This is a genomic window from Mucispirillum schaedleri ASF457 (genome assembly GCF_000487995.2).
GTDB lineage: Bacteria > Chrysiogenota > Deferribacteres > Deferribacterales > Mucispirillaceae > Mucispirillum > Mucispirillum schaedleri.
Window position 1 is genome coordinate 394,212 of the sequence record NZ_CP097562.1, and the last position, 14,821, is coordinate 409,032.

Genomic DNA, 14,821 nt, shown 5'->3' on the forward strand with positions numbered 1-14,821 from the left:
AAAAAGTTTTTTTATTTGTTTCTCCATAATATCTACAAAATTTATATGATTTAGTTTTTTCTTTTCATATTATCCTTATTTTCACTTGTTTATTATGTAAAAATACTTTATAATTTTTGCAAAAATAATGTTAATCATACAAAAATAAGGATATTGATATGTTTGAAACTTTCTATAAGTCTTTCAGCAAAAAAGTAGATGCTGCAAAAAATAAATTTGGCAGACCACTTACATTAACAGAAAAAATTCTATATGCTCACCTTTTTTATGAAAATGAATTAAAGGATTATAAACATGGTGAAGATTATGTTAACTTTAAACCAGATAGAGTTGCTATGCAGGATGCTACTGCACAAATGGCTTTATTACAGTTTATGAATGCAGGAAAAAAGAAAGCTGCTGTAAAATCTTCTGTTCACTGCGACCACCTTATACAAGCTTATAAAGGTGCAGATATAGATTTACCAGAAGCAGAAAAAGTAAATAAAGAAGTATATGAATTTCTGCAAAGTGTAGCTGCAAAATATGGTATAGATTACTGGAAACCAGGTGCAGGGATTATCCATCAAGTAGTGCTTGAAAATTATGCTTTTCCCGGCGGTATGATGATAGGAACAGATTCTCATACTCCAAATGCTGGCGGTTTAACTATGGCAGCTGTTGGTGTTGGTGGTGCAGATGCTGCTGATGTTATGAGCGGTATGGAATGGGAATTAAAAATGCCTAAAATTATAGGTGTTAAGCTTAATGGTAAACTAAAAGGGTTTGCTTCTCCAAAAGATATAATCTTAAAACTTGCAGGTATTTTAACAGTTAAAGGTGGCACAAACTCTATTATAGAATATTTTGGCGAAGGAACATTATCACTTCCTGCAACAGGCAAATCAACTGTATGTAATATGGGTGCAGAAGTTGGTGCAACAACATCAATATTCCCTTTTGATAATCATACTGCTGATTATTTAAATGCAACAGGCAGAAAAGATATTGCAGCTCTAGCTGAGCAGTATAAAGAATATTTAAAAGCAGATGATGAAGTTTTAAATAATCCTGAAAAATATTATGATAAAGTTATAGAAATAGATTTAGACAACTTATCCCCTTATGTTAATGGTCCATTTACTCCAGATGCTGCATCTAAGGTAAGTGAAATGGCTGCAAAAGTTATAGAAAATAATTATCCTGATAAAGTCGAAGCTGCTCTTATTGGCTCATGCACTAACTCATCATATCAAGATTTAGGCAGAGCTGCTAATTTATTAGAACAGGCTGTTGCAAAAAATATACCTTTAAAAGCAGAGTTAATTATTAATCCGGGCTCTATTTTAGTGCTGGAAACTGCTAAAAGAGATAAAATTATAGATACATTTAAAAATGCTGGTGCAGTTATTATGACAAATGCCTGCGGACCTTGTATTGGGCAGTGGAAAAGAATAACAGATGATAACGAAAGAAAAAATACTATAGTAACAACCTTTAACAGAAACTTTGCAAAACGAGCAGATGGAAATCCTAATACTTATGCTTTTATAGTTTCACCAGAAATGGCTGTTGCTTATGCAATTTCAGGCAGATTAAGTTTTAATCCAGAAAAAGATACTGTTAAAGATAAATATGGAAATGATGTGATGCTTACTGCTCCATCATGGGATGCACTTCCAAAAGAAGGCTTTGTTAAATGTGATAAAGGTTTAATCACTCCACCAGAAAATGGTGATGATATTACTGTAAAAATAGATGCCTCATCTTCAAGGCTGCAAATATTAAAACCTTTTGCAAAATGGGACGGCAATGATATAATAGAAGCAGACCTATTAATAAAAACAAAAGGAAAATGCACTACTGACCATATTTCTATGGCAGGTCCATGGCTAAAATATAGAGGACATTTAGAAAATATTTCTGATAATATGCTTATGGGTGCAGTAAATGCCTTTAATAATGAAACAAATAAAGTAAAAAATAACTATACACATGAATATGCTGCTGTTTCTGCTACTGCAAAATACTATAGAGATAACAAAAACGGCTCTATAGTAGCAGCTGAAGAAAACTATGGTGAAGGCTCTTCAAGAGAACATGCTGCAATGGAGCCAAGATTTTTAGGTGTAAAAGCTATTATTGCAAAAAGCTTTGCAAGGATACATGAAACTAACTTAAAAAAACAAGGTATGCTTGCACTGACTTTTCAAAATAAAGATGATTATAACCTTGTGCAGGAAGGAGATTTAATATCCATTAAAGGATTAAAAGATTTTGCTCCTAATAAAGAACTTATTGTTACTTTAAAACATTCTGACGGTAAAACAGATACATTCAAAGTAAACCATACATATAATATGCAGCAGATAGAATGGTTTAAAGCAGGCTCTGCATTAAACAACTTACAAAAATAATGGTGATTTATGGCAAAAATAATTAAAGAAAATAATAAATTAATAGTTCCTGATACATTAACACTGCCCTTTATTGAAGGTGATGGTGTTGGTGCAGAAATAACAAATGTATGTAAAAAAATAGTAGACCATACAGTTAATACTGTTTATAAAGGCACAAAAAAAATAGACTGGCTTGAAGTATTAGGCGGAGAAAAAGCATATAATCAAACTGGGCAGTGGCTGCCTGAAAACACAATGAATACTTTTAAAGAATATTTAATAGGTATAAAAGGTCCGTTAACAACACCTGTTGGTGGTGGTATAAGGTCTTTAAATGTTGCTTTAAGACAAGAGCTTGATTTATTTGTATGCCTTAGACCATTAGAATGGTTTAAAGGAGTTTCTTCTCCATTAAAAGAGCCTGAAAAAGTTAATATGGTTGTTTTTAGAGAAAATACAGAAGATATATATGCTGGTATTGAATGGGAAGCAGGCACAAAAGAAGCTGAACAATTTTATAATTTTTTACATGATAAAATGAATGTTAAAAAAGTCCGCTTTCCAGAAACATCATCTTTTGGGGTAAAACCTGTGTCAAAACAAGGGTCTTCAAGACTTGTTAGAGCTGCAATTCAATATGCTGTTGATAATAAAAAACCTTCTGTAACATTAGTTCATAAAGGAAATATTATGAAATTTACAGAAGGCGGCTTTAAAAAATGGGGTTATGAAACAGCTGAAACAGAATTTGCTGATTTTACTTTTACTATGAATCAGTATAGCATTATAAAAAATGAAAAAGGTGAAGAGGCTGCCAATGCTGCATATAAAAATGCAGTTGAAAGCGGTAAAATAATTATAAAAGACAATATTGCAGATGCATTTCTTCAAAACACTTTATTAAAACCAGAAGATTATTCTGTAATAGCAACACTTAACTTAAATGGTGATTATGTTTCTGACCAGCTTGCAGCTATGGTTGGAGGTATTGGTATTGCACCGGGAGCAAATATTAACTATAATACAGGTCATGCAATATTTGAAGCAACCCATGGCACAGCTCCAGATATTGCAGGTAAAAATATTGTAAATCCATGCTCTATGCTGCTTTCTTTTGCTATGCTTTTTGAATATATTTTCTGGAAAGAAGTCAGTGAAAAAATTAAAAATTCTCTTGTAGAATCTTTTGAGAAAGGATATGCTACCCATGATTTAGCCAGATTTATGAATAATGGAAAAAGCCTTTCTACAACAGATTTTGCTGATAATATTATAAAACTAATTAAATAGGTGAAACAAATAATGAGTTATGATAGTTTTTCTGAAGAATGTGCTGCCATTAAAGAACATTTAATTTATGATTTATCTGATGCTATGCGTGAAGCAACTACAATGGATTTAGATCTTTTTAAACAGTATAATGTTAAAAGAGGGCTTAGAAATGAAGATGGCACAGGTGTATTAGTTGGTCTTACAAGAATTGGCAATGTTGTAGGTTATCAAAAATCTGATGCTGGTCTTACTCCTATTCCCGGTAAATTATTTTACAGAGGTATTGATGTAAATGATATAGTTTATGCTCTTTTAAAAGAAAAAAGACTAGGGTTTGAGGAAGTATCATATCTTCTATTATCAGGTAAACTGCCAAATAAACAGCAGCTTGAAGAATTTAAAAGCTTAATAGCACAAGAAATGCCATTAGAAAAAAAAACAAGGCTGCATTTAATTGATTTAGAAGGCTCTGATATAATGAATATACTTGCAAGAACTGTTCTTGAAATGTATATATATGATAAAAATCCAAATGATGTATCTCAAAGTAATTTAATGAGACAGTCACTTTATCTTTTATCAAAATTTCCTACAGTTATATCTTATGCATACCATGTTCTCCGTCATGCATATAATGGCAGAACTATGCACATAAGACACCCTAGAGAAGATTTATCTATTGCAGAAAATCTTTTATTTATGATTAAAGGTGAAGAATATACAGAGCTTGATGCCCGCACTCTTGATTTATTATTATTGTTACAGGCAGACCATGGCGGCGGGAATAACTCTACTTTTACCGTTCGTGTTACAAGCTCAACAATGACAGACACATACTCATCTATCGCAGCAGGTATCGGCTCATTAAAAGGACCACTTCATGGCGGTGCTAATTTAATGGTAGCAGATATGCTTGACCATTTAAAAGAAAACATAAAAAAATGGGATGATCAGGAAGAAATAGATGCTTATTTATATCAAATGCTTAATAAAGAAGTATATAATAAAACAGGGCTTATTTATGGTATAGGTCATGCAGTATATACAATTTCTGACCCTAGAGCAATTCTTTTAAAAGAGTTAGCTAGAGATTTAGCAAAAGAAAAAGGTAGAACAGAAGAAATGGACTTTTTAGAATTAGTAGAAGCACGCTCTATTGAAGCATTCAGTAATTTTAAAAAAGGGACTAAAAAAAGAGTATCTAGTAATATAGATTTTTATTCTGGTTTTGTTTATGATATGATAGGTATACCAAAAGAAATATTCACTCCACTTTTTGCAATGGCAAGAATTGTTGGCTGGTGTGCCCATAGAAATGAAGAAATAACTTTTGCAGGAAAAAGAATTATTCGTCCAGGTTACAGCAGTATTGCTCCAGAAAAACCATATATAGAAATACAAAGTCGTTAAATTCATTTATATTACCTTATAGTGCTTTAAGCATTATAAGGATTTTCAGTATCTAAAAAATATATATTTTAAATATATTATTTGCTGCTGTAATAATAGATAATTTAGATTTTTTGCCTTTTAAAATCAGGCTTAAAACAAAATTCTTGTAAGTCCATAGTATCCCAACATTTAATACACTTATAAATATGGGAGCAGATATTAACTATGTTAATAATTTAGGAAAATATATATTTATTATATATTTAAAAATCTTAAATTTTAGAATTTCTTAATTTTATAAAGAATTCTTTCATCATTTGGCTTATTTCTTCACTCATTAAGCCTGAAAAGTATTCTACTTTATGATTTAGTTTATTTATATCAAAAATATTTGTAATTGATGAAACACCGCCAAATTTTGACTCAAATACACCAAAATATACTTTATCAATTCTTGCGTGTAAAATTGCTCCAGCACACATTATACATGGCTCTGCTGTAACATACATACAAGTTCCATTTAAACGCCAGTTATCTGTATTTCTGCATGCTTCATATATTGCTTCTATTTCTGCATGGCTTAAAGGGTTTCTATTATTTTCTTTTTTATTATACCCCGCTCCTATAACTATATCATCTTTAACAATAACTGCACCAACAGGCACTTCCATAATTTTTAATGCTTTCTGTGCTTCTAAAAATGCAAGCTGCATATATTTTAGATGATTATTCATTTATAGACAGCCTAACCAGTCCAGCAAAAAGCACTGCAGCAGTTTCTGCTTTTAAAATAGTGTTAATTGGAGTATGTGCTTTAAAACCTGCATTTATAAGGTATAAGTATTCTTTATCAGTAAAACCACCTTCTGGACCTATTATTATTGATATATTTTTAGAAGTAATTTTAGGGATAGATTTTTCACCAAGTCTTTCATGGAACAATATATTTTCATCTGCTGCAGGCTTTATTCTTTCTAATTTTTGAACAGGATGAATTACTGCCACAGCTTCTCTTTCGCACTGTATTGCAGCTTCTTTTGCTATCTGAATATATCTTTCATAAGCTGATGATTTTAAAGAATCTAGACTTCTATTTGAAATAACAGGAATAATATCAGTTACTCCTAATTCTGAATATTTTTCTATAATAAAATCCATATATTCCCGTTTAGCTATACACTGATATACTATAAACTTATAATCAGGAATACACACAGGTCTTTTTTTAAGTATTCTTACCTGAACACCCTTTTTACCAGCAATATATATTTCACCTTCGGCTAAATATTCTTTTGTTAATACTTCTACAATATCGCCCTGCTCTGCCCGCAGAACAGTTTTTAACTTCCTTGACTGGTTTTCATCAAGCTCTATAACAGGTGTCAGCTCATAATCAAAATAAACTCGTCTTAATCGTCGCATTTAATTATCTCAAATGTATAGTTACCATTTTCATCTATAATTATGGCTGTAAGTTTGCCATGATAACAACAGCCTGTATCTATATTAATACTTATCACTTCCCCTGCACTATCTTTATAAATTAATGGATAAACATTATCTAGTTCTTCAGCAGTAGAGTTTTTATTAACTATTGCTTCATGACCATGTATAAGAATATAATCAAAATATTTAGATTTATAGTTTTTTGTTTTTGTATGCCACATATAAGGATAATGTCTGTTTTTTTCTTCTTTACTGCATTTTTCATACTGTTTGTGTGGCGGTGTATCAAAAAATGCAGGTCCAGCATGAGATAATAGAAACTTATATTTTTTTGTATGCTCTATATAATACTCTTGAAATCCATTAAAAAATTCCATATATGGCAGAAAATATGGGGTTATTTCCCATTGTGTTTTTTTAGCAGCTTCTTCAATAGTAATACCCATAAAAGAAGCAACAGTGTTAAGCCCTACCCTTTCATGCCAGCAAAAATTTGGGTATCTTTTTTCATTTTCTATAGAATTGATAAGCATATCTTCATGGTTGCCGCAAAGAAATGTCATCAAACATTCCCCCTGCCTGTCCATTAGAAACTCTACCACTTCTTTAGAATAAAGTCCTCTATCTACAATATCTCCAAGAAAAACAATGCGATGGATTAAATATTTATCCATCAAAGTATAGTAAAGCTTTTTTAATGTTTTTATGCTGCCATGAACATCACCTATAACAGCTAACATTTTTTAAGCCTCACACCAGTCCATTCATTAATAGTTAGACGCTCATCTATTTGATAACCAAGACACAATTCATCTTTAATACTGTCAAATTCACTATCTAATATACCTGAATAAACAACATATTCAGAAGATAATCTATTAACATTATCTTTTATAGCAAGTAGAACACTTGATATAATATTTGCACATACAATATCGTAAGACTTATCTTTTATATCTGATATATTACCAGTCCATGCTTCAATATTTGGACAGTCATTATTTTTAATATTTTCAAGACAATTATCTAATGACATTGGGTCTATATCAAATGCATCAATGTACTTTGCACCATTCATTGATGCAGAAATCGCTAATATTCCACTGCCTGTTCCAACATCAAGCATACTTTTCCCACTGCAGATTTTGCTTAAAAGTCTTGCTGCAATTTTTGTAGTAGGATGAGTTCCTGTGCCAAATGCAAGTGATGGATTAATATATAAAGTTTTTCTGTTATCTTCAAACTTTTTATCTTTTTCAAAAACAAAGAAAATATCACTGGTGAGATAATCTTCCTGAATATATTCTTTCCATTTTTCCTGCCAGCCTGTTTCTTCAGTATCTTTTGCTTCAAAAGGGATACCAAGTTCATTTAATATATCAGAAATATCATCACTTGAATATATTAAATAAGTTTTCTGGTCTTTAAATTCTTCTTCTACAATTAAAGTCTCTGCTTCTTCAAATAAAATACGAAGGACATCAGGTAGTATTTGTAATCTATATTCTATCATACTTAATTATATTGCATATAAAAAAAAGTTGCAATATATTATTGAAATATAATATAAATCTTGTTATAGATACATTATGAGACTATCAGTATATTGTGCAGAAAATTATAACATTTCAAGAAGACAGGCAAAAGAAGCTGTTAAAAACGGCTTAATTTCTATTAATAAAAGTATTATTAAAAAAGATATAGAAATAGATGGCACAGAAAATATCACTGCTGATTTTACAATAAAACAGTTAAATTATAATTTATCTGATTATCTTTTATATCAAGATGATAATTATGTATTTCTATATAAGCCACCTTTTCTTCATTCTGAAAGACTACATATAGATGATGATTTAACTATCAGTGATATTTATAAAAACTTTCCTGATTATAACTCACTTTCGCGGCTTGACTATGAAGCAGATGGTATTATAGGCATGATAAATAAAAATATAAAAATAAATAATATATCTAAATCATATTATGCCTTTGTAAACGGAGAATTTCCAGAATATATAGAAATTGCAAAAAAAATAGATGCAGTAAATAAGAAAAAAGTCAAAGTATTAGATAATAACGATGATGGATTTCCTGCTGTTATGAAAAAAGTTAAGTTTAATGGGAAAATAAGCCTTATAGAAGTTACTCTTGAAAAAGCTGCAAGACATCAGGTAAGAGCATTTTCTGATTACTTAAACCATTCTATAATAGGTGATAAAATATATAATGGTTTGCAATTTAAAAGGCTGTGCCTGCACTGCTTTAAATATACAATCAATGATAAAACTTTTTACTGTCATCAAAAAACAGAATTGTTTCTTCATATGTATGATACTTTTGAATATAAATAGATTTATACCTGTGGTTCTAAATAATATTTTTTATAATTTATTTTTTAAGATTATTTACTTTGAACCATAATAACAAATAAAATATTAATTAATACAAATATTTTATAATATCTTTATGGTCATTAATAATTGGAGCACTATGTAAATGATTTTTATATGACAGAAAAAATGCTCCACTCTGTTTTGCTGCCATATAATCTGTCATAGAATCCCCTAAAAATAACACATTCTTTGGCTCTATATTATAATAACTGCATATTTTATAAACACCCTCAGGACTTGGTTTTGGGTTTTCTACATCTCTTGATGTAATAAGACATGAAAAATATTCTCTAATATTAAAATAAGTTAATAAATCAGATAAAGAATGGCCTCTGTTAGTATCAACAGCAATAAATATGCCCTTTTCTTTTAATAAATCAAGAGCTGCTGGCAGTGTTTCTTCTAATATTATATCTTCAAATCCTGATTTATACTGCTCTGTTCTAATTATTTTATATATTCTGTCTTTTATTACATGACTGCCCTTTGATATAACATCTACAATACCATCTTCAGTATAGGAAAGTACTATTCGTTTAAATTTTTCATCAGACCAGTCTGGTATTTCTACCCCGCTTTTTTCTGCAAGCCATGAATAATATGATATTATTGCATTATCACTATTTACTATTACACCATCACAGTCATATATTACTGCTCTTATCTGTCTCATATATTTTACACCAATTAAAATAATTGTAATAGTATATGCAATTTTATTTTTTTTCAATATTTTTATTAAATTATAATTTCGGCACGGTTTATGCTAGTAAATGATTGGAAAAATGTTTCAAAAGCAATTTGGAAAAAATTTCCTATTATTGTAATTATTAAAATGATTAAAGTAATTCATACTTTTGACGAATAAATAACAAAGTATGAGTTCCTTTTATATGGAGGATATATGGAAGGCTTACGAGTAAGCGGCTTAATAAGTGGTATGGATACAGACAGTATTGTTGAAGCATATATGAATTCAGCAAAAGCTCCAATTGTTAAACTTAACCAGCAGATAGATGAATTAACTTATGAAAAAACTACTTATAACAATTTTATCACTATGATAACAGATATTAAAAATTCTATGTTAAGTTTAAAAATGGAATCTACTTTTAAAAGCAAAACAACTTCATCTTCTGTAGAGACTGTGGCTTCTGCTATTGCTTCAATCACTACTCCACCAGGAACATATACATTAAAAGTAGACCAAGTCGCAGAGCCTGCTTATGCTACAAGTATATATACAAACAAAGTTTTATCACAAACAGGAGCAGGTATAAAAAGTTTTTCTCCATCATTCTCACCTTATGACCAGTTGGAAGGAACACATACAGTTAATGTGTATACAGGTTCAAACTATGGTTATAATGATAAATGGTTTGCAAAAGATACATTCAAAGGCAATTTAAATGAAACTTATATGGTAACTCATACTGGTAAAGCGGATAAAACATTAGTAAATGGTAATGGTGAGCTAAATCAAGATATTAAAGGCGATTTTACTTTTGTATATAACTATAATGGTGAGCAAAAAAACTTTACCATAAGTATGGATTATAAAGCTGGCACTTCACTAAATAAACTTGCTTCTGATTTAGATTTGGAAATAAATGCAAAACTTGATGCACTTCATGGTAACAATTCTCAGCAGACTATGAAAGTAACACTTAATTTAGATGATAATGGATTTAATTTCTCCTTTTATGATGTAGATACACAGAATGAAATAGAAGTTTTAGGTTTTGTAGATGCTGCAGATACTGGTGACCCAAATGACCCAGGTTATGTGCCAACCTCTACTTCTAAATTAATTGATGCTTTAGGGCTTAATACCAGATATAAACCACAATCTACTAAAGAAATTACAAATATAATGGTATCAACTTCCTCAGAAAAACTTGGCACAAAATTAAATTCAGCTGATCAAGGCGGTTTTTTTGCACCGGGTAAAATAGAATTTGAAGATGGAAAAGGTCCAACTAAAGGAACTTTTAAAATTTATCAAGATGCATCTGCTGTATGCAGACCAGAAACATATACAACATTTTATGGTGATATATTTGATAAAATAGCAAATGCAAACCCTGCAATAGATAGAGATGAAATAGATAAATGGCTTGATACTAAGATAGGCTCTAAAACAACTGCTGGCAATACCTTTTTTGATGATGGCACAGTATTTAAAGATTTAAATGGTGTATTTTATATAAACGGAACAAAAATAGAAATTGAAGATTATACAAAATATACTCCAAATGAATTAATGGCAAAAATAAACGGCTCTGGTGCCGGTGTTACTATGACTTATGATTATGAAAAAAATATTTTTCAAATCAGTAATAACAAAGGCGGTGCTGTTGAATTAACAATGGGTAATGATACTGACACTTCAAGTTTTTTTAGTGTATTTAAAGTAGGCATAAATAGTGGTGCTACTTATGTCAGGGGGCAGAATAAAGGCACACTTGATACTTCTGCAGTAATTTCAAAACTAGACCCTTCTTTTACATATCCTATAAAAAGTGGGACATTTACTATTAATGGGGTATCCATTTATGTAGATACTAGTAAGGACTCTATTAATGAAGTAATTAGTAAAGTAAATAAATCTGGTGCTGGTGTTACTATGACTTACGACTCTACAACAGATAAATTTTCTTTAACTAGTACAAATGGAGAGAGAATAAAAGTTGGCGGTCCTAATGATACATCTTCATTTCTACTTTCAACTGGATTACTTTATATGCAAACTCAAGAAACTACTATCGGCACAGAAGGTAAAGATGCTGTATTTACAATGAATGGTGTTAAATATACAAGGGAAAATAATGAAGTTAATGATGTAGTGCCAGGAATGTCTTTTACAATTAATACAACAGGCACAACTGTTTTTAATGTAAAAATAGATACTGATAAAGCAGTAACTGCATTAGCTGAATTTGCTGCAAAATATAATAAATTAATAAATGCATTAAACCCAACAGAAATTTCTTATAAAGATGAATTAAGGGAGAAATACAGTGAGCCTTTAACTGATGAAAAAAAAGAATCTATGAGTGAAGATGAAATAAAAAAATATCAAGAAAATTATGAAAAAATACAATATTATGACCTAGTAACAAGAAGTTCTGAATTGAGAACATTAAAAACCAATATAAGAGCTAATTTAACAAAAACCATTAATTCTGATAACAGCAAATTTAAATCTATAACTCAAGTTGGCATTAATATTGCAGGAAGCAGCACACGAGATACTACAATTACAAAACTAGGGCTTTTGTTTGATGTTTCAACTGACCAAGAAAAATTAGCAGAATATATAAAAGAACAAAGTGACTTTGTATCAATTTTATCAGAAAATCCTGATGATGTGTTTTACTTTTTTACTGACAGTGAAACAGTTTATGAAAAGGATGAAAAAGGTAAAGAAACAAGTAAAATTGTAAGTGTTGGATGGGCTAGAGTTTACAGTGATTATTTAGATAAAACAGTCAATTCAACTTCTGCATTATATAAAAAAACTGCTACAAATGGAACTATTGAATCAGAAATATCACTACTAAAAAACCAAATAGAATCACAGACAACACGAGTTGAAATGTATCTTGAAAGATTATATTCTCAATTTGCAGCAATGGAAGAAAGAATATCTACATTACAGCAAAGTGCAAGCTATTTAACAAATTTAAGCACTAATAATGCTTCAAAATAAATAAAATAGAGGATTAGTATGCAGACAGCCTACCAAAATTACAAAAAACAAGAAGTTGAAGGAGCTACGAAAGGAAAAATTGTAGTTCTGCTTTTTGAAGGAACCATTAAATTTTTACGAAAAGCATCTAAAGCTATTGATGAAGACAATATTCAAGAAGCACATAATAATATTGTAAAAGCAGAAAATATTTTATATGAATTAATGTCTACTTTAAATATGGATGCTGGAGAAATCGCTGATAATCTTATGCGTCTTTATGATTTTATGATTTGGCAGCTTATTGAAGCAAACAGAGATAAAGATAAAAATAAAGTAGAATCTGTTATTGAGCTTTTACTGCCGCTTTGTGACGCATGGAAACAAATCGTAGAAAAAGATAATATTGCTGTTGTAAAAACTCCAGTTAATAGAGAGCAGGCTAAATCTATTAATTTTGCAGGGTAATTTTTTTATAGACATATTTAAAATAAAAATATATGCTTATTTATAAGGAAGAATATGAGTGCATTTGATATTATGCTGCAGCAGTGTGAAACTCAGGCAGAGAAACTATGCTTTATAAAAATTGATGATAATTATACTAATGAAATTGATATTTTTAATAATTATTTCAGCCAGTTAAAACAGATTATAGAACATGATAAATCTTGTCAGGCAGAAAAAAAAGTTAGTAAATTATCAAAATTATTAAAAGATTTTATAAAGCGTATTGAAAACGAACAGGCTGCAACAAAAGAAAAAATTAATAATCTTAATAAAAATAGAAGTATGGTATGCTATGGTGCTGTAAAATATCAATTTGCTCATAGAATAAATAGGAGATTTTAATATTTAAATATGGCAAAAGAATTATACAAAATAACTATTATAGATGAAGATAAAGAGCATACTACTCTTTATGCTACAAATGTTACTCAGGCAGATTTTTTAGGCTTTATTGAGATTTCAGGAATAGAATTTCCAAACCAGTCAGATATTATTCTTACACCAGGAGAAGATAAAGCTCACACTCTTTTTAAAGATACAAAGCGTATAATTATCTCTGGTAATTATATTATCCGTATAGAAGAATTAAAAGAAGATAAGAAAGCACAAATCATCAATATTTTTGATTCGGTTAAAAATTAAAATGAATTTAGTCCAAAAATATATAATCAAAGAGATTATACCTTTTTTTTTGATAGGCAATCTTTTCTTTATGTTTTTGCTGCTTATGGAAAGAATGGTAACTCTTGCAGACCTTTTCTTTTCTAAAAATGTTCCTTTATTTTTACTTATAGAAACAATAATATATTTACTGCCTTCCATATTCTATATGACTATCCCTATTGCAGGACTTCTTGCCACACTGATAGCTTTCAGTAGACTATCAGCAGATTCTGAACTAATAGCAATGAAAGCAATAGGAGCGAGCAATAAAACATTAATTAAACCGCTTATTTTTATTGGCATATTTGCAGGTCTTATTAATCTTGCAATGGGTTTATATTTTGTGGAAAAAGGCTCTACATTAGCATACAATAATTTAAATAAAATAGTTGAAAATATATCTATTAAAGACTTAAAAGCAAATGAAATATATGAACAGATTCCAGGTATTTTACTGTTTGTAAAAAATAAAATAAGTGATACTGCTTTTGATGATATGATAATGATACAAACAAAAGAAAAACTTATTATTAATGCTGCTCATGCAAAAATAACACCTACTGATAATAGAAGTATGGAAATGCTATTTTATAATGGAACTTTTACAATGGAAGATAAGCAGGGAAAATTGTCAACTGTTGGGTTTGAAAATATGTCTATAAATCTGCCACTTAATATTAATATTGCAAAAGCAGTAAATTCTCCAATGACTATGAGCATAGGTCAGCTTATTGAAAACAGTGATAACCCAAAAGCACAGTTTGAGCTTCATAAAAGGTTTTCTACTCCACTTTCAGCTATTGTCATGATACTTTTTGGATTTTCTCTCGGTGTATTTTTATCAAGAAGTGGTAAATCATTTGGTATTCTAATTTCCATAGGACTTGCATTCTTATATAATGCTTTAATGCTTTATTTTGAAAACAGTGCTGGCTCAATTCCAATAAATCCTGCTCTTTCTGCATGGATACCATTATTTATTTTTATTCTTTTACTTATATACTCTTTAAAACGCTCTTTTAAATAAATGTAAGTAAATTATACCTTGATAATTGGTGATATATAATATAAAC

At 29.8% G+C, this 14,821-nt stretch carries 14 protein-coding genes; 9 read left to right on the forward strand and 5 right to left on the reverse strand.

Translation table 11 applies throughout. The annotated features are described in order from the left end of the window. Positions 1 to 158: 158 nt before the first annotated feature. Genes N508_RS01950 through N508_RS01960 form a run of 3 tightly spaced genes read left to right on the forward strand, consistent with a single transcriptional unit; the run spans position 159 to position 5,060 of the window. Positions 159 to 2,396: an aconitate hydratase gene (locus N508_RS01950; protein ID WP_023276401.1), complete on the forward strand. Its 2,238-nt coding sequence runs from the start codon at positions 159 to 161 to the stop codon at positions 2,394 to 2,396. Between the two features lie 9 nt (positions 2,397 to 2,405). Then, positions 2,406 to 3,668, forward strand: a complete 1,263-nt coding sequence (gene icd / locus N508_RS01955; protein WP_023276402.1) for an NADP-dependent isocitrate dehydrogenase — start codon at positions 2,406 to 2,408, stop codon at positions 3,666 to 3,668. A 12-nt stretch (positions 3,669 to 3,680) separates the two neighbouring features. Beyond that, positions 3,681 to 5,060 (forward strand): citrate synthase, encoded by a 1,380-nt coding sequence (locus N508_RS01960; protein WP_023276403.1) that lies wholly within the window; start codon positions 3,681 to 3,683, stop codon positions 5,058 to 5,060. Positions 5,061 to 5,314: 254 nt separating this feature from the next. Here N508_RS01960 and N508_RS01965 read toward each other — a convergent pair whose 3' ends face one another. The 4 genes from N508_RS01965 to N508_RS01980 are packed head-to-tail and all read right to left on the reverse strand — an operon-like array spanning position 5,315 to position 8,001. After that, positions 5,315 to 5,776 (reverse strand): nucleoside deaminase, encoded by a 462-nt coding sequence (locus tag N508_RS01965; protein WP_023276404.1) that lies wholly within the window; start codon positions 5,774 to 5,776, stop codon positions 5,315 to 5,317. Then, positions 5,769 to 6,464 (reverse strand): RsmE family RNA methyltransferase, encoded by a 696-nt coding sequence (locus N508_RS01970; protein WP_023276405.1) that lies wholly within the window; start codon positions 6,462 to 6,464, stop codon positions 5,769 to 5,771. The genes N508_RS01965 and N508_RS01970 overlap by 8 nt, the downstream gene beginning before the upstream one ends. Next, positions 6,452 to 7,228 carry a metallophosphoesterase gene (locus N508_RS01975; RefSeq protein ID WP_023276406.1) on the reverse strand — a complete coding sequence of 259 codons (777 nt, stop codon included), beginning with the start codon at positions 7,226 to 7,228 and terminating at the stop codon, positions 6,452 to 6,454. Before N508_RS01975 ends, N508_RS01970 begins: the two co-directional genes overlap by 13 nt. Next, positions 7,222 to 8,001 carry a 50S ribosomal protein L11 methyltransferase gene (locus tag N508_RS01980; RefSeq protein ID WP_023276407.1) on the reverse strand — a complete coding sequence of 260 codons (780 nt, stop codon included), beginning with the start codon at positions 7,999 to 8,001 and terminating at the stop codon, positions 7,222 to 7,224. The genes N508_RS01975 and N508_RS01980 overlap by 7 nt, the downstream gene beginning before the upstream one ends. 76 nt (positions 8,002 to 8,077) lie before the next feature. Here N508_RS01980 and N508_RS01985 point away from each other — a divergent pair, with 76 nt between their 5' ends. Continuing rightward, positions 8,078 to 8,842, forward strand: coding sequence for a pseudouridine synthase (locus N508_RS01985; RefSeq protein ID WP_023276408.1), 765 nt, complete (start codon positions 8,078 to 8,080; stop codon positions 8,840 to 8,842). Positions 8,843 to 8,930: 88 nt separating this feature from the next. On the opposite strand, the gene N508_RS01990 is transcribed toward N508_RS01985, so the two are convergent. Beyond that, positions 8,931 to 9,557, reverse strand: a complete 627-nt coding sequence (locus N508_RS01990) for an HAD family hydrolase (RefSeq protein WP_040637191.1) — start codon at positions 9,555 to 9,557, stop codon at positions 8,931 to 8,933. Positions 9,558 to 9,788: 231 nt separating this feature from the next. On the opposite strand from N508_RS01990, the gene fliD reads away from it, so the two are divergent. The 5 genes from fliD to N508_RS02015 are packed head-to-tail and all read left to right on the forward strand — an operon-like array spanning position 9,789 to position 14,775. Next, on the forward strand, positions 9,789 to 12,596 hold the full coding sequence (gene fliD / locus N508_RS01995; RefSeq protein ID WP_023276410.1) for a flagellar filament capping protein FliD: 2,808 nt from the start codon (positions 9,789 to 9,791) through the stop codon (positions 12,594 to 12,596). An 18-nt stretch (positions 12,597 to 12,614) separates the two neighbouring features. Further along, on the forward strand, positions 12,615 to 13,043 hold the full coding sequence (gene fliS, locus N508_RS02000) for a flagellar export chaperone FliS (protein ID WP_023276411.1): 429 nt from the start codon (positions 12,615 to 12,617) through the stop codon (positions 13,041 to 13,043). A 54-nt stretch (positions 13,044 to 13,097) separates the two neighbouring features. Beyond that, a complete protein-coding gene (locus tag N508_RS02005) occupies positions 13,098 to 13,427 on the forward strand; it encodes a hypothetical protein (RefSeq protein WP_023276412.1) in 330 nt (109 codons plus the stop codon). A gap of 9 nt (positions 13,428 to 13,436) precedes the next feature. Further along, on the forward strand, positions 13,437 to 13,727 hold the full coding sequence (locus N508_RS02010; protein ID WP_023276413.1) for a DUF1820 family protein: 291 nt from the start codon (positions 13,437 to 13,439) through the stop codon (positions 13,725 to 13,727). A 1-nt stretch (position 13,728) separates the two neighbouring features. Beyond that, positions 13,729 to 14,775, forward strand: a complete 1,047-nt coding sequence (locus tag N508_RS02015) for an LptF/LptG family permease (RefSeq protein WP_023276414.1) — start codon at positions 13,729 to 13,731, stop codon at positions 14,773 to 14,775. Positions 14,776 to 14,821: the final 46 nt, after the last annotated feature.